The 14574-nt window shown below is 73.4% G+C and carries 15 protein-coding genes; 4 read left to right on the top strand and 11 right to left on the bottom strand.

Annotated features, from left to right (window positions below; all coding sequences use genetic code 11):
- Window positions 1-44 precede the first annotated feature (44 nt).
- The 6 genes from ACRB68_RS20905 to ACRB68_RS20880 are packed head-to-tail and all read right to left on the bottom strand — an operon-like array spanning window position 45 to window position 6645.
- Window positions 45-1529 carry an NADH-quinone oxidoreductase subunit N gene (locus tag ACRB68_RS20905; protein ID WP_153534540.1) on the bottom strand — a complete coding sequence of 495 codons (1485 nt, stop codon included), beginning with the start codon at window positions 1527-1529 and terminating at the stop codon, window positions 45-47.
- Window positions 1529-3025, bottom strand: a complete 1497-nt coding sequence (locus ACRB68_RS20900) for a complex I subunit 4 family protein (protein ID WP_328594504.1) — start codon at window positions 3023-3025, stop codon at window positions 1529-1531. Before ACRB68_RS20900 ends, ACRB68_RS20905 begins: the two co-directional genes overlap by 1 nt.
- On the bottom strand, window positions 3022-5100 hold the full coding sequence (locus tag ACRB68_RS20895) for an NADH-quinone oxidoreductase subunit 5 family protein (protein ID WP_328594503.1): 2079 nt from the start codon (window positions 5098-5100) through the stop codon (window positions 3022-3024). Before ACRB68_RS20895 ends, ACRB68_RS20900 begins: the two co-directional genes overlap by 4 nt.
- Window positions 5097-5462, bottom strand: a complete 366-nt coding sequence (gene nuoK, locus ACRB68_RS20890) for an NADH-quinone oxidoreductase subunit NuoK (protein ID WP_153534538.1) — start codon at window positions 5460-5462, stop codon at window positions 5097-5099. The genes ACRB68_RS20895 and nuoK overlap by 4 nt, the downstream gene beginning before the upstream one ends.
- Window positions 5462-5977, bottom strand: coding sequence for an NADH-quinone oxidoreductase subunit J family protein (locus ACRB68_RS20885; RefSeq protein WP_153534536.1), 516 nt, complete (start codon window positions 5975-5977; stop codon window positions 5462-5464). Before ACRB68_RS20885 ends, nuoK begins: the two co-directional genes overlap by 1 nt.
- On the bottom strand, window positions 5974-6645 hold the full coding sequence (locus tag ACRB68_RS20880) for a NuoI/complex I 23 kDa subunit family protein (RefSeq protein WP_153534534.1): 672 nt from the start codon (window positions 6643-6645) through the stop codon (window positions 5974-5976). Before ACRB68_RS20880 ends, ACRB68_RS20885 begins: the two co-directional genes overlap by 4 nt.
- 115 nt (window positions 6646-6760) lie before the next feature.
- Between ACRB68_RS20880 and ACRB68_RS42535 the strand changes: the two genes are divergently transcribed.
- Window positions 6761-7537, top strand: coding sequence for a ComEA family DNA-binding protein (locus ACRB68_RS42535; RefSeq protein WP_153534532.1), 777 nt, complete (start codon window positions 6761-6763; stop codon window positions 7535-7537).
- Window positions 7538-7543: 6 nt separating this feature from the next.
- On the opposite strand, the gene ACRB68_RS20870 is transcribed toward ACRB68_RS42535, so the two are convergent.
- The 5 genes from ACRB68_RS20870 to ACRB68_RS20850 form a co-directional block, all read right to left on the bottom strand.
- Window positions 7544-8290, bottom strand: a complete 747-nt coding sequence (locus ACRB68_RS20870) for a glucose 1-dehydrogenase (RefSeq protein ID WP_153534530.1) — start codon at window positions 8288-8290, stop codon at window positions 7544-7546.
- 156 nt (window positions 8291-8446) lie between these two features.
- Entirely contained in the window at window positions 8447-9412 is a 966-nt protein-coding gene (locus ACRB68_RS20865; protein ID WP_153534528.1) for a complex I subunit 1/NuoH family protein, read from the bottom strand.
- Window positions 9405-9956 carry an NADH-quinone oxidoreductase subunit C gene (locus tag ACRB68_RS20860; protein WP_328594502.1) on the bottom strand — a complete coding sequence of 184 codons (552 nt, stop codon included), beginning with the start codon at window positions 9954-9956 and terminating at the stop codon, window positions 9405-9407. The genes ACRB68_RS20865 and ACRB68_RS20860 overlap by 8 nt, the downstream gene beginning before the upstream one ends.
- A complete protein-coding gene (locus ACRB68_RS42970; RefSeq protein ID WP_328594501.1) occupies window positions 9953-11074 on the bottom strand; it encodes an NADH-quinone oxidoreductase subunit B family protein in 1122 nt (373 codons plus the stop codon). The genes ACRB68_RS20860 and ACRB68_RS42970 overlap by 4 nt, the downstream gene beginning before the upstream one ends.
- A 39-nt stretch (window positions 11075-11113) precedes the next feature.
- Entirely contained in the window at window positions 11114-11485 is a 372-nt protein-coding gene (locus tag ACRB68_RS20850) for an NADH-quinone oxidoreductase subunit A (RefSeq protein WP_328594500.1), read from the bottom strand.
- Window positions 11486-11749: 264 nt separating this feature from the next.
- On the opposite strand from ACRB68_RS20850, the gene ACRB68_RS20845 reads away from it, so the two are divergent.
- From ACRB68_RS20845 to ACRB68_RS42850, 3 genes are all read left to right on the top strand, one after another.
- On the top strand, window positions 11750-12922 hold the full coding sequence (locus tag ACRB68_RS20845) for a hypothetical protein (RefSeq protein WP_235959470.1): 1173 nt from the start codon (window positions 11750-11752) through the stop codon (window positions 12920-12922).
- A gap of 115 nt (window positions 12923-13037) precedes the next feature.
- Window positions 13038-14198, top strand: a complete 1161-nt coding sequence (locus tag ACRB68_RS20840; protein ID WP_153534522.1) for a LolA-like protein — start codon at window positions 13038-13040, stop codon at window positions 14196-14198.
- Window positions 14199-14211: 13 nt separating this feature from the next.
- The gene (locus tag ACRB68_RS42850) at window positions 14212-14400 is read left to right on the top strand and encodes a putative leader peptide (RefSeq protein ID WP_407924295.1); all 189 of its coding nucleotides are present in this window, start codon (window positions 14212-14214) and stop codon (window positions 14398-14400) included.
- Window positions 14401-14574 lie beyond the last annotated feature (174 nt).

Raw genomic sequence — 14574 nt, 5'->3', positions numbered from 1 at the left:
GCCCCCGCAGGGTCAACGGGCTGACCAGGCCGGACGTTCCAGCCTCAGGTGACCGAGGCGACCGTCTGCAGGATCAGCTGCGGGGCGACCGACAGGACGGCGCAGCCGGCGAAGGCGGCGGCGACGGCGGCGCGGACGGGCAGGCCGGGCGAGGTCTCGTAGGCGGGCCCGGCGGGCGCGGCGAACAGCCGGACCGCCCAGGCGAGGTAGTAGTAGAGCCCGATCACGGTGTTGACCGCCATGACGACGGCCAGCCACGTCACGCCGCCCGCGACCGTCGCGCGGAACACCACGACCTTCGCGAACAGCCCCATGACGCCCGGCGGCAGCCCCGCCAGGCAGATCAGGAAGAAGGCGAGGGCGGCGGCCATGAGCGGGCTGCGGCGGGCCAGGCCGCCGAAGTCGGCGAGGGTGTCGTAGTACGGGGTGGCGGCGGTGCGGCGGCGCGCGCCGATCACGACGGCGAACGCGCCGAGGTTCATCACCGCGTACAGGGCGACGTAGGCGGTGGTGGCGGCGACGGCCTCGGGCAGCCGCTTCTCACCCACCGCCAGCGGCGCCAGCATGTAGCCGGACTGGGCGACCGACGACCAGGCCAGCAGCCGGATCGCGGTGGCCTGCCGCAGCGCCATCAGGTTGCCGAGCGTCATGGTGAGCGCGGCGAGGACGCCGACCAGCGGCCCCCACACGTGCGCGTAGGCGGGGAAGCCGAGCGCTAGGACGATCACCAGCCCGGCGAACCCGGCGGCCTTGGACACCACCGACAGGAACGCCGCGACGGGCAGCGGGGCGCCCTGGTAGACGTCGGGGGCCCAGAAGTGGAACGGGACCGCGGCGACCTTGAACGCGAACCCGGCGAGGACGAGCACGACCCCGACGGCCGCGACCGGGTCCAGGTCGGAGGGCAGGTTCCGCAGCGCGGGGGCGATCCGGTCCAGGTGCATGGCGCCGGTCGCGCCGTAGACGAGGCTGATCCCGAACAGCATCACCGCGGCGGAGATCACCGAGAACAGGAACAGCTTGAGCGCGGCCTCGGTGGCGGCGCCGTCGTAGCGGCGCAGCGCGACCAGCGCGAAGACCGGCAGCGACAGCGTCTCCAGCGCGACGAGCAGCAGCACCAGGTCGCGGGCGGCGACCAGGGTGAGCGCCCCGATGATCGCGGCGAGCAGCAGGAAGTGGTACTCCCCGGCCGGGATCTCCGCGTCGCTGATCTCGCGCAGCGACAGCAGCACCACCACGATCGCGGCGACCAGCACGATCCCCTGGAAGACCAGGGTGAACCGGTCGGAGACGTAGGAGCACGACGCCGGGCCGCCGCCGCGCAGCCCGCCGGGCAGGCAGAACGTGGCGCGCCGGTCGCCGGCGGCCAGCACCGCCACCGCCACCAGCGCGGCGGCCAGGGACCCGGCCGACAGCAGGCCGAGGACGCGGCGCGGCACGTCGAACGCGTCGGCGAGCAGCAGGCCGAGCGCGGCGACCGCCAGGATCAGCGGCGGCGCGACCGCCGCGTAGTCGATGCCCTGGATCATCAGCCACCTCCGAGCAGCGCGCGCACCGGCGCGGTGGTCACGTCCAGCAACGCCTTCGGCCAGAGGCCGACCAGCAGGGTCAGCGCGATCAGCGGCGTCCACGCCGCGTACTCGTACGCGGTGATCGTGCGCGCGCCCGCCGGGACCGGCCCCGTCACCGGGCCGTGCGTGATCTTGGCCAGCAGCCGCAGGAAGTAGGCGGCGGTCAGCACCGCGCCGAGCGCGGCGACGGCCATGAACGTCACGAACGTCTCGCGCGGCAGGTCGGCGTGCGGCCGGTACGCGCCGAGCAGCGCCAGCATCTCGCCCCAGAACCCGGCCAGGCCGGGCAGGCCGAGGCTGGCGATCGAGGCGAAGGTCAGCAGCGACGCCAGCCGCGGCGCGGTGGTGAGCATGCCGCCGCCGAGCTCGCGCAGGTCGCCGGTGCCGTAGCGGTCCTTGACCGCGCCGGCGAGGAAGAACAGCAGGCCGGTGATGAGGCCGTGCGCGATGTTGCCGAACAGCGCCGCGTTCACCCCGACCGGCGTCAGCGTGGCGATGCCGAGCAGCACGAACCCCATGTGCCCGACCGAGGAGTAGGCGATCATCCGCTTCAGGTCGCGCTGCGCCAGGCAGGCGAGCGCGCCGTAGACGATCCCGACGACCGCGAAGAGGCCGAGCCACGGTGCCCAGAACGCGGCGCCGTCCGGCGCGGCGGGCAGCGCCACCCGGATCAGCCCGTAGGTGCCCATCTTCAGCAGCACCCCGGCCAGCAGCACCGACCCGGCCGTCGGCGCGGCGGTGTGCGCGTCGGGCAGCCAGGTGTGCAGCGGCCACATCGGCGCCTTCACCGCGAACCCGAGGCCCATCAGCGCGAACGCGGTGAGCTGCACGCCGTGCGACAGGCCCGCGCCGTGCCGGCGCGCCAGCTCGGTCATGTCCAGGGTGCCGGCGTTGACGGCGACCAGCAGCATCCCGGCCAGCAGCAGGCCCGAGCCGAGCAGCGTGTAGAGGATGAACTTGGTCGCCGCGGCGCGCCGCTCGCCCGAGCCCCAGATCGCGATGACCGCGTACATGGGGATGAGGACGACCTCGAAGAACACGAAGAACAGCACCATGTCGAGCGCGACGAAGGTGCCGAGCAGCCCGACCTCCAGCACGAGCAGCAGCGCCACGAACAGCCGGATCCGGCCGCCCTGCGGCGGGTGCTTCACCGTGTACAGGAAGCACAGGAAGGTCAGCAGTGCCGTCAGGACGACCAGCGGCAGCGAGATGCCGTCCACGCCGAGGTGGAAGCGCAGCCCGATCGACGGCGCCCACGCCCGGTCCACCTGCAGCTGCATCCGGGAGGGCGCGCCGAAGTCGAACGCGGTGAGGGCCGACAGCGCGACCAGCAGCGTCGCGCCCGAGACGCCGACGCCGAACCGGCGGACCGCGTCCTCGCCCGGCAGGAACGAGGGGACGAGCAGCGCGAGCGCCCCGGCCAGCGGGAGCGCCATCATCAACAGGAAGATCACAGGAAGACCACCACCAGGGCCGCGATCACGACGACTCCGGTGAGCACGCCGGTGAGGTAGGTCTGCGGGTTGCCGCTCTGGGGCAGCCGCAGCGGTTCGGCGAGGCGGCGCGCGGCGCGCGCGGTGCCGACGACGAGGGCGTCGATGCCGCGCCCGTCGAACGCCACCACGAAGCGGGCGAGCGCCCGGACCGGCCGCACGATCACCGCCGCGTACAGCTCGTCCACGTAGAAGGCGCGGGCGAACACGGGCCGGACGGGGCCGAGCGCCCGCGCCGGGTCGGCCGCCGGGTCGCGGTTCCACAGCAGGTACATCGCGCCCGCGCCGAACCCGACCAGCGCCAGGCTGATCAGCGCCGACCCGACGTGCGGGCGCAGCTCCTCGGCGCCGAGGCCGAAGAACCCGAGGATCGCGGCGGGGACGGCCAGCACCGCGACCGTCCACGACATCAGCTTGGGCGCCTCGGCGGGCTCGGCGCTCCCCCGGTACTCGCCGAAGAACGTCATCAGCCAGGCGCGCATCGCGTAGGCGGCGGTGAGCAGGACGGTGAGCAGCAGGCCGAGGTAGATCAGCCATGCGACGCCGGAGGGGAGCCCCTGGTGCGGGATCAGACCGCTCGAGTGCAGTACTCCGCCCTGCCCTGTCCCCAGAACGCCGCCCTGCCCTGGCTCGAAGAGGGGCCCGTGGCCGCTCGTCTGCCCTTCCTTGAGCGGCGCATAGGCGAACCATCCGGCGGACGTCCTCTCGCCCGGATGCAGCGCGGCCGTCTGGGCAGCCTCGATGACGGCGTCCTTGGAGAACCAGCCGCTGGTCAGCGGGACCCCCGCCAGCGCCGCGAACCCGATCGACATCGACCAGAACGTGATCGGCATGCGCTGCCGCAGCCCGCCGTAGTCGCGCAGCATGTTCGAGCCGGCCGCGAAGATCACGCAGCCGGCGGACAAGAACAGCAGCGCCTTGAACGCGCCGTGCGTCAGCAGGTGGAACAGCGCGGCCGACTTGGCGCCGACGGCGAGGCCGGCCGCCATCACCGCGAGCTGGCTGATGGTGGAGTAGGCGAGGACGCGCTTCAGGTCGTCCTGGGCCAGGGCGGCCAGCGCCGACCCCACCATGGAGATCACCGCGAGCACGCCGAGCACCGCCAGGGCGGCGGTGGCCAGCGCGAACACGCCGTCCAGACGGGCCACCACGTAGATTCCGGCGGCGACCATGGTGGCGGCGTGGATGAGCGCGCTGATCGGCGTCGGGCCGGCCATCGCGTCGGGAAGCCAGGTGTGCAGCGGGAACTGCGCGCTCTTGCCCGCGACGCCCGCCAGCAGCAGCAGGGCGGCGGCCGTCAGCGTCGCGTGCGGCATCACTCCCGCCTTGGCGAGGACGCCCTGGATGTCGAACGTCCCGGCGCCGACGCCCAGCACGATGATGCCGATCAGGAAGCCGGCGTCGCCGAGCCGCGTCACCAGGAACGCCTTGACGGCGGCGCGCGAGTTGGCGCGGTCCTCCCAGTGGTGGCCGATCAGGAAGTACGAGCAGACGCCCATGATCTCCCAGCCGACGTACAGCACCATCAGGTCGCGGGCGAAGACGACCAGCAGCATCGCGGCGGTGAACATGGAGATGAACGCGGTGTAGGAGGAGACGCGCGGGTCCTTCGCCATGTAGGCGACCGAGTAGAGCTGGACGGCCAGCGCCACGCAGCACACCATCAGCCCGACGACGGCGGCGAGGCCGTCCACCTGCAGCCCGACGCGGATCGGCACGGCGCCGGTCTGGATCGTGGCGAGGGTGCCGGTCCGGGTGCCCGGGTCGCGCCATACCGTGAACGCCACGATCGCGGCCAGCAGCAGCGACACCGCCATCGGCACGCACGCGATCAGCGCGGGCCCGTTGCGCAGCGGGGAGCGTCCGGCCCGCTCGGCGTCCGCGCGCCACTCGTACTCGTCCGCGCGCGGGCCGCCGCCCTCGACGGGCCGGACGACGCGCGGCCCGAGCAGCCGCGACAGCCGCGGCCCGAACAGCAGGCCCGCGAACGCCGCCAGGAACGGCAGCAGGACGACCAGCGACGCCAGCGCGATCACGCGGCGCCCTCCGTCACCTTGGCGGGCTCGGCGTCCTGGCCGGCCGCGGGCGCGGGGTCCTCGGACAGCTCGCGCAGCCGGTCCACGTCGACCACCTTCCGGTTGCGGTAGACCAGCAGCACGATCGCCAGGCCGAGGCCGACCTCGGCGGCGGCGATGACGATGGTGAACAGGGTGAGCACCTGGCCGCCGTGCAGCCGGTCGCGCCACCACACGTCGAACGCGACGAGGTTGAGGTTGACGGCGTTCAGCATCAGCTCGACCGCCATCAGCACCAGGATCGCGTTGCGGCGGGCCAGCACGCCGTACACGCCCACCGCGAACAGCAGGGCCGACACGACCGCCGGGTAGATGATGTGCATCAGCCGCCCTTCCTCGCGCCGATGTCGGACCGCGACAGTACGATCGCGCCCACCAGCGCCGCCAGCAGCAGCACCGAGAGCACCTCGAACGGGAGCACCCAGGTGCGGAAGACGCTCGCGCCGAGCTCCTCCGCCGACCCGCCGCCCGCCTTGAGCGGTTTGTAGGCGTGACCGAAGCCCATCACGAGCACCGTGACCAGCACCGCGGCGGTGCCGAGCGCGACGGCGAGCGCGGCCCAGCGGTTGCCCGAGTCCAGGTCGGCCGCCGCCCCGATCGGGGCGCGGGTCAGCATGATGCCGAAGAGCAGCAGCACCACGACCGCGCCGACGTAGATCAGCACCTGCACCCACGCCACGAACTCGGCGGTGAGCACCAGGTAGCCGCCGGCCAGCGCGCCGAAGGACACCACCAGCCACAGGGCGGCGTGCACGATCTGCCGGGTCGTCACGACGAGCACCCCGGAGCCGATCGCGACCGCCCCGAGGAGGACGAAGACGACATCCTGTCCGCTCATGCGGGTCCCTCGTCTCCGCCGGTGGCCGGCTTGCCGGGGGCCGGTGTTTCAGGGGCCCGTGCTTCAGGAGCCTGTGCTTCAGGGGCCGGAGCTTCAGGGGCCGGAGCTTCAGCGCGGCGCGCCTTCGGCGCGGCGGCGGCGGCGCGCGCCGGCCGGGCGGCCGCCTTCTCCGCCGTGGCGATCTCCTTGGGCGGCTCGCCCAGCGGGTCGGGGGGCTGCGGCGGCGGGACCGTCCACATCCACTCGCGCAGCCGGTCCTTCTCATGGGTGAGCTCGTTGATGTCGTACTCGGCGTACTCGAACTCCGGCGACCAGAACAGCGCGTCGAAGGGGCAGACCTCGATGCAGATGCCGCAGTACATGCACAGCGCGAAGTCGATCGCGAAGCGGTCCAGCACGTTGCGGGTGCGGGCCCGGCCGCCGCCCTCGGCGGGCAGCGTCTCCTTGTGCGAGTCGATGTAGATGCACCAGTCCGGGCATTCGCGCGCGCACAGCATGCAGACGGTGCAGTTCTCCTCCAGCAACGCGATCACCCCCCGGCTGCGCGGTGCCAGGTCAGGCTGCACCTCCGGGTACTGACGCGTGATGGAGCGCCGCGTCATCGCGCGCATCGTGACGGCCAGGCCCTTGGCCAGTCCGCTTCCTGGTAGCCGTCCCACGGCGTACATGATTCCGTACGCGGTGCCGTGGGGGAACGCGGCGGGGGTGGTATACGTCGAAGGAGGTGTGGGCTCCGTCTCGGCGGCCCATCCCGGCGGCGAGCCACGAGACGAGGTGGGGCCCGTGCACAACTACCCCAACGGCCATTTCGGCCCGTCTGGAAACACGCCGCCGCCCTACCCGCCACGGCCACCGCGGGCGCACCGCCCGCCGCCCGGCCCGCAGCCGCCGTACCCGATGCCGCCGCTGGTGCAGCCCGTCCCGGTGGGCCCGCAGGACGCGCCGCAGGGCCTGCTGTGGGCGTTCACGCCGTTCCTGACGTTCGGTTTCGGCACGCCCTTTTCGTTCCTGTACGCGGCGGTCCGGCGCGGTTCGTGGAACCTCGGCGCGACCGCCGCCGGCTACGGCCTGGCCACCCTCGGCGCGCTGGTGCTGATGGACGCGGGCAGCATTCTCGGACCGCTCGGCGCCCTCATGATGCTGATGCTGTGGATCGCCGGGACGGCGCACGCGTTCGCCGTCCGGCCGAGCGTCTTCCCGCGCGGCAACCCGCGCAACCGGGTGAACGAGCACGCCGTCCAGGCCGCCAAGTACCGCAAGGTGCTGCGCGACGAGGCGCGCACGCTCGCCGCCGAGGACCCCGCGCTCGCGCACGAGCTGCGGATCGGCCGCCCCGACCTGCCGCGCGCCTACGACGACGGCGGCCTGGTCGACGTCAACCACGCGCCGCCGGCCGCCCTCGGCCAGCTGCCCGGCATGACCGGGCCGCTGGTCGAGCGGATCGTGGCCCGCCGGTCCGAGCAGGGCGGCTTCGTCTCCGCCGAGGAGATGGCGGTCGACATCGACCTGCCGCCGGGCATGCTCCCCGCGATCGCCGAGTACGCGATCTTCCTGGCCTGACCGGGGTCAGGCGGGGACCGCGGCCACCAGCCCGCCGTCGACCACCAGGTCCTGGCCGTTGACGTAGGACGCCTCGGCCGAGGCCAGGAACGCCACCGCCGCGGCGACCTCCTCCGGCCGGCCGAGCCGGCCCGCCGCGATGCCGCCGGTGACGGCCGCCTCCTCCGCCTCGCTCAGTCCTGCTCCCCGGTACATCGGCGTGTCGATGTACCCGGGGCTGACGGAGTTGACGCGGATGCCCCGGGGCGCCAGCTCCGCCGCCAGGGTGCGGGCCAGGTTGTGCGCGGCCGCCTTGGTGGCCGCGTACAGCGTGAGGACGCCGTTGCCACGGTGCAGCGTCCAGGAGGCGTTGATGACGATGGAGCCGTTGTCGGCGATCAGCGGCAGCAGCTTCTGGACCGTGAAGAACACGCCTTTGAAGTTCACGTCGACGGCGCGGTCGAAGCCGGCCTCGGTGATGTCGGCGAAGGGCGCGAAGGCGCCCACCCCGGCGTTGGCGAAGACGACGTCCAGCCTGCCGTGGCGCTCCTGGACCGTGTCCCGCAGGGCGTCCAGGGCGGCGAGGTCGGCCGCGTCCGCCACCACGCCGAGCGCGCGCGGGCCGAGCCCGGCGGCGGCCTCGTCCACGCGCCGCCGGTCGCGGCCGGTGACGACCACGTGGGCGCCCTCGGCGGCGAGGCGGTGCGCGGTGGCCAGCCCCATCCCGCTCGTGCCGCCGGTGACCAGCGCGACCTTGTCGGTGAAACGTGTCATGGGGGTGCTCCCGGAATCCAGTCGGTGACCGGGACGCGGCCCCCGCGGGGGCCGGTCCACGCGTTCCGCCATGAAACCGGCGTCCCGGGCACCTGCCCAACAACCGGCGCACCGACCCGACAACCGCCGGTTGTCACCCGAGGCGGCGGACCCGGATCAGGCCGTCGCGACCTTCAGCACGCCGGTCAGCGCCAGCTGCGCCAGCGACAGCGGGACGAGGTAGACCCAGGCCAGGCGCTGCAGCTGGTCCTCGCGCAGCCGCGGGTAGCTGACCCGCAGCCAGATCACCACGAACGCCAGCGCGAACACCTTCAGCAGCGTCCACAGCCAGCCGAGCTCGGTGTCCAGGAACGGGCCCTTCCAGCCGCCGAGGAACAGCACGGTGGTGAGCGCGCACAGCACCAGGATGCCCGCGTACTCGGCGAGCAGGAAGAACGCGAAGCGCAGCCCGCCGTACTCGGTGTACGGGCCGAAGATGATCTCGGAGTCGGCGACCGGCATGTCGAACGGCGGCCGGCGCAGCTCGGCCAGGCCGGCGGTGAAGAACACCACCGCGCCGATGCCCTGCCACGGCAGCCACCACCAGTGCCACTGCTCCGCGATGCCGGTCAGCGACAGCGTGCCGGCCGCCATCGCCGCCGACGACGCCGCGAACACCATCGGCAGCTCGTAGGACATCAGCTGCGCCGCGACCCGCATCCCGCCGAGCAGCGAGTACTTGTTCGCGCTCGCCCAGCCCGCCATGATCGCGCCGATCACGCCGATGCCCATCACCGCGAGCGCGAAGAACACCCCCGGGCCGAGGTCCAGCGCGACCTGCCCGCCCGGGCCGACCGGGATGACGATCAGCGCCAGCAGGTAGGGGACCAGCGCCACCGCCGGGGCCAGCTTGAAGATCCGCCGGTCCGCGGCGCGCGGGACGACGTCCTCCTTCTGCGCGAACTTCACCCCGTCGGCGACCAGCTGCGCCCAGCCGTGGAAGCCGCCGGCGTACATCGGGCCGAGCCGGCCCTGCATGTGCGCCATCGCCTTGTGCTCGATCTGGCCGATCAGCAGCGGCAGCACCGCGAACCCGGCCGCGACGAGCACCAGCTTCAGCGCGATCACCAGCAGGTCAGGCATGGGGCCCCCAGTCGTCGGGCACGCCCGGCGGGCGCACGCGGCGGCGGCTGGGCGCTCCGTGGCCCGACTCGCCCGGTTCCTTGGCGCCCGGCCACGGCTTGGCCACCCGGGACGCCAGGACGAACTCCTTGCGGAGCGGATGCCCCTCGAACCCCTCGGGCAGCAGCAGCGGGACCAGGTTGGGGTGGCCCTCGAAGACCACCCCGAACATCTCGAACGTCTCGCGCTCGTGCCAGTTCGCGCCCCGGTACACGCCGGTCGCGGTGGCGAGGACGGGGTCGGCGCGCGGCACCCGCGTCCGCACGAGCAGGTGGTGGCGGCGCTCCAGGGAGTAGACGTGCGCGACGATCGCGAAGCCCTCGTCGACCTCGTCCACGCCGGTCAGCCAGTCGAAGAAGCCGCAGGCCAGCTCGTCGCGGGCGAAGACCAGCGCGTCCACCCAGCGGTCGGCGGGCACGCCGACGGCCAGGCCGCCGAAGGTCTCCTCGGTGGTGACCTCGCCGCCGAACCCGGTGGTCCAGGCGTCCGTCAGCGCGGCGCTCACCGGCCGTTCCGCCCGTGGTCGCCGGTGCCGTGGTCGCCGGTGCCGTGGTCGTCGGCGTCGTCGTCCGACAGGCCGGGGATGATCGAGGGGTCGTGGTCCTGGCGCCCGCCGCGGGGGCGGTCCGGGTCGACCGGGGTCAGCGGGGTCGTGACGTCGGTGGGGCCGCCCGTGGGTTCGGGCGCTGCGGGCTCGGGCGCTGTGGGTCCGGGGGCGGCGGGCGGCTCGGGCTCGTCGTCGAGCGGCCTGGTGTCGCCAGGGACGTCGACCGGGGCCACGGGCATCGTCACGTCGGTAGGGCCGCCCGTGGGCTGGGGCGCCGTGGGCTGGGGCGCCGTGGGCTGGGGCGCCGTGGGCTCGGGCGCCGTGGGCTCGGGCGCCGTGGGCTCGGGCGCAGGGGGCGGCTCGGACGCGGCGGGCGGCGCGGGTTCCGGCTCGGTGACGACCGGGACCGCGATCGTCGGGGTGTCGTCCGCGGAGGGCTCGGCGGGCTCGGCGGCCCCGGCCGGCTCGGCCGGCGCGGGCGGTTCGGCAGGCGGCGCGGGCTGCAGCGGCCGCCGCAGCACCGTGGCCGACAGTGGCCGCGACGGCGGCGCCGGTGACACCGGTTCGCCGCCGCCCCGGTAGCGGTCGCCCAGCGACTCGGCGGCGATCTTCTCCTGCAGGTGCACGATCCCCTGCAGCAGCGCCTCGGGGCGGGGCGGGCAGCCCGGGACGTACACGTCCACCGGGATGATCTGGTCGACGCCCTTGGTCACGCAGTAGGAGTCCCAGTACGGGCCGCCGCAGTTGGAGCAGGCGCCGAACGAGATCACGTACTTGGGCTCGGGCATCTGCTCGTACAGCCGGCGCACCGCGGGCGCCATCTTGTCGCTGACCGTGCCCGAGACGATCATCAGGTCGGCCTGGCGGGGGCCGGGCGCGAACGGGATGACGCCGAGCCGGATGAAGTCGTGCCGGCTCATCGAGGTGGCGATGAACTCGATCGCGCAGCAGGCGAGACCGAAGTTGAACACCCACAGGGAGTAGCGGCGCCCCCAGTTGAGCACGAACTTGACCGGCTTCGGCGCCAGCCGCGACAGGGGCCCGACGCTCGGCGGGGGCAGATCCACAGTGCTCACGAGAGCATTCTTACAGGCCCCGCGGGGGAGCCCAGAAGGTCAGACCCACGACAGGACGCCCTTGCGGCCCGCGTAGAGGAGCCCGACCGCGAGGAACCCCAGGAAGACGAACATCTCGCCGAGCGTCGTCATGCCGTAGCCGGGCGCCGCGAAGATCGTGGCCCAGGGGAAGAGGAAGACCGCGTCCACCGCGAACACCACGTACAGGTAGGCGAAGACGTAGTAGCGGACGTAGGACTGGGCCCAGTCGCCGCCGACCGGGTCGACGCCGCACTCGTATGTGGTGAGTTTCTCATCGGTGAGGCGGCTCGGCCGCAGCAGCCGGTTGGCGGTGAGGCCGCCCGCGACGATGCCGCCGCCGATCAGCAGCAGCGCCACCACGACGACGTAGGAATCGAAATAGTCCTGCACGGCGCGACCTCCGGGACGACGGTCCGTCAAGTATCCATGAGGTCGCGGAACGATGCCGAGCCCGTATCCGTCCAAGGTCGCCCGGCCCCCTTGACCTCCTTTTGCTGCACACTAGGGAGACAATTGGGGTTCATTCACCTGGAAGGACGTGACCGGATGAGCAACCCACCGCCTCCCCCGGGCTGGGACCCCCCGGGGGGATCGTCATGGCCGCCGCCGCCCAGCGGTCCAGGTGGGCCCGGCGGTGGCCCCGGCGGCCCGGCGATGCCCGGCCCGCCCCCTGGCCAGGGCTTCGGCTCCCCCGGCCCCGGCACCCCGCCCCCCTTCTACCCGCCGCCTCCCGGCGGGCCGGGCGGCCCGGGCATGCCCGGCATGCCGCCGCCGAAGCGCTCCGGCGGCGGGGCGCTGGTCGCCCTCATCGTGGGCGGCGTGCTCGTGGTGGTCGTGCTCATCGCGGTCGTGGTGGTCGTGCTGGTGTCGGGCGGCAAGTCGCCCGAGGAGCAGCTGAAGGCCGCCGCCGCCGATGTCGGCGCCGCCCGCGCGCTCACCTACAAGGGCACGCTGAGCGGCGGCACCGACACCCTGCAGGGCGACGTGACCGTCACCAAGAGCGGCCGCGCCGGCGGCCCGGTGTCCTGGAACGGCGACAACGTCACCCTGCTGTCCGCCGACGACAAGCGGTTCGTCAAGGGCGACAGCGCGTTCTGGAAGCGCAAGCTGCCGAGCACCTCCAACCCCTACTTCCTGAGCGGTCAGCAGTGGGGCCGGGTCGGCTCGTCCGACCTGGACCTGGACTTCTCGCGGCTGACCCCGACCGCGCTGGCGAGCAAGCTGCGCCAGGCCGCGATCCTGAAGACCAAGCCGACCAAGACCAGCGTGCAGGGCCGCAAGGCGCTGAAGTTCAGCGGCGCGCTCGCCACGTTCTACCTCTCCGACTCCGACAGCCCCGAGCTGCTGCGCTACGAGAGCACGTTCCCGCGTATCGCGGCCGACGTGGACGTCAAGGACAGCAGCGAGGGCGGCACCGCGGTGTCGGAGATGCGCAACCAGGTGGGCGAACTGAAGGACTCCTTCGACTCCTCGGTGCGCCCGACGGTCGCCGAGTACCAGCACAAGCTGTGCAACGCCAACTCCTCGGGGTGCCGGGTGCGCGGCAAGGTGCGGGCGCTGACGACGACCAGCGGCTCGCTGCGGGTGGAGGTGCGCTACAGCCTCACCGCCGGGTCCTACACCGGCAGTGACCTCGGCTCGTGCACCACCTCGGTCACGCTGTCCGGCAGCGACGGCACCTGGGCCGAGTGCGAGGTGCGCAGCAGCGCCTGGGCCTCGTTCTCGCGGGGCTCCAACAGCCGGTACTACCAGCACAGCGACTTCAAGGTCGCGGGGATCAGCGACAGCGAGCTGGCCTCGATGCAGAGCGGGTTCAGCCAGGACTGACGCCTTTTCCGGGAGCCGGTACGGTCCCGCGGCCGCCGGACGGTGGCCGCGGGACCGTTCTGCATGAGGCACCCTGGTCGGGTCCGGGAACCTTCGTGAACAGAGTGAGCGCCGAGTGAGCGTTGAACATGACGGGGCACCGCCCGCGCCGCCGCAGCCGCCCGTGCCGGGCCCGCCTCCCCCGTCCCGGCCGGTCCGCCGCCGCCGGCTGGTGGCCGCCGCCGGTGCCGTCGTGGTGCTCGCGGGCGGCGGCGCGGCGGTGTTCGCGCTGACGTCCGGCGACGACGGCGGCGCCGGCGGCAAGGGCCCCGGCCGCAAGGCCGCGCCCGCCGCGCCCGCGTGGGCGCGCGAGGCCGGGCGGCAGATCGCCGCGCTGCCCGGCGTCCGCTACGACGGGACGATCACCGAGAACGGGCGCGCGCTGCGGCTGGCCCTGCGGGTGACGCGCGCCGGGTCGGCGTCCGGGACGCTCACCGCGGGCGGCCTGCGCGCCGACCTGGTCACCGTGGACGGCATCACCTACCTCAAGGCCGGCGAGCCGTTCTGGCGCACCTACGGCGGGGAGACCGCGCAGCCCGGCAACTACTCGGGCCGCTGGACGAAGGCGCCCGCGTCCCTGCCCGGGATCGACGTCCGCGACGTCCTCGGGCCGGCCGCCATCGCGAAACTGCTGCTCAGGTCGCCGGCGGAGACCGACACCGCCGGTGGCGTCCCCGCCTACCGGGTGAAGACCTCCCGCGCCGACTACCTGGTGTCCCGGACGGCCCCCTACCGGCTGCTCGGCGTGCAGACCGCCGGGCACGGCGACCCGAGGTTCACCGTCGCCGACGTCGCGGACGCGGCACCGGTCCTCGCCGAGGCGCGGACCCGGGCGGCGGCGCTCGGCGGGGCCGTCGACCCGGCGCTGCGGTTCTCGGTGGGCAAGCTGACCTTCATCAACTGCAACGAGAACACCAACGGCTGCACGGTGAGCGTTCCCGCGACGCTGACCGTCCCTGAGGGCGACGTCCCGTCCGGCGCGCGCGCTTCGCTGCGCGGTTCGCTGACGTCGGGAGCGCGCGCGCTCGGCTCGTGCACGGCGTCCGCGCCGGTGCCCGCGAACCGGTCGATGGTGCTGCGCTGCACCGTCGTCGGGCGGAAGTGGCGGACGTGGATGCAGCAGGCCCTGGACTCCCCGGGCGAGCACCCCTACAGCGGCAGCGCCCGCGTCGTCGGCGAGGCGGTCGGGCGCTCGGAGGTCCCGGCGCTGCTGGCCCGGCTGGACAAGGAGCGCTGACCCGTACGGCAGGGTGCTCACCCAAGTGAGTAAGCGTTCACTTGGGGGCCGGTGGGACCAGCACCTATTCGCCCTGCCTATAGTTCGGGGCGTGAACTCCGTGCCCCCGGGGAGCCCCGGCTCTCCCTTTCCCCCGCCGCGGCTCGTGCGTCGCCTGCACGTCGACCTGTGCCGCCTCGCCAGCTGCCTGTGTCGGGCCTGAACCCGGGGGCCCGTCCAGGTCGTAGTACCGGTTAGGACCTGCCCGAATCCGGCGGGATCGCGTGATCTCACCTCACAAGGTGATAACCCTGGTCTCACGGGGCCACGACCCACCGGCAGCGGGATGAAGCACACGACGGGCGGCGCGACACCGCGGGGGCGCACCACGGGAGCG

Origin of the sequence: Actinomadura macrotermitis (genome assembly GCF_009604375.1) — a bacterium.
Taxonomy (GTDB): Bacteria; Actinomycetota; Actinomycetes; order Streptosporangiales; family Streptosporangiaceae; genus Spirillospora; species Spirillospora macrotermitis.
This window is presented reverse-complemented; position numbering and strand designations above follow the sequence as displayed.

What these genes read in the sequence shown, in the direction of transcription:
- ACRB68_RS20845 (WP_235959470.1), top strand. Translation starts at nt 11,750, where the DNA reads ATGCCCGGCCCGCCCCCTGGCCAGGGCTTCGGCTCCCCCGGCCCCGGC.
- ACRB68_RS20880 (WP_153534534.1), bottom strand. Translation starts at nt 6,645, where the DNA reads ATGTACGCCGTGGGACGGCTACCAGGAAGCGGACTGGCCAAGGGCCTG.
- nuoK (WP_153534538.1), bottom strand. Translation starts at nt 5,462, where the DNA reads ATGCACATCATCTACCCGGCGGTCGTGTCGGCCCTGCTGTTCGCGGTG.
- ACRB68_RS20885 (WP_153534536.1), bottom strand. Translation starts at nt 5,977, where the DNA reads ATGAGCGGACAGGATGTCGTCTTCGTCCTCCTCGGGGCGGTCGCGATC.
- ACRB68_RS20865 (WP_153534528.1), bottom strand. Translation starts at nt 9,412, where the DNA reads ATGCCTGACCTGCTGGTGATCGCGCTGAAGCTGGTGCTCGTCGCGGCC.
- ACRB68_RS20905 (WP_153534540.1), bottom strand. Translation starts at nt 1,529, where the DNA reads ATGATCCAGGGCATCGACTACGCGGCGGTCGCGCCGCCGCTGATCCTG.
- ACRB68_RS20870 (WP_153534530.1), bottom strand. Translation starts at nt 8,290, where the DNA reads ATGACACGTTTCACCGACAAGGTCGCGCTGGTCACCGGCGGCACGAGC.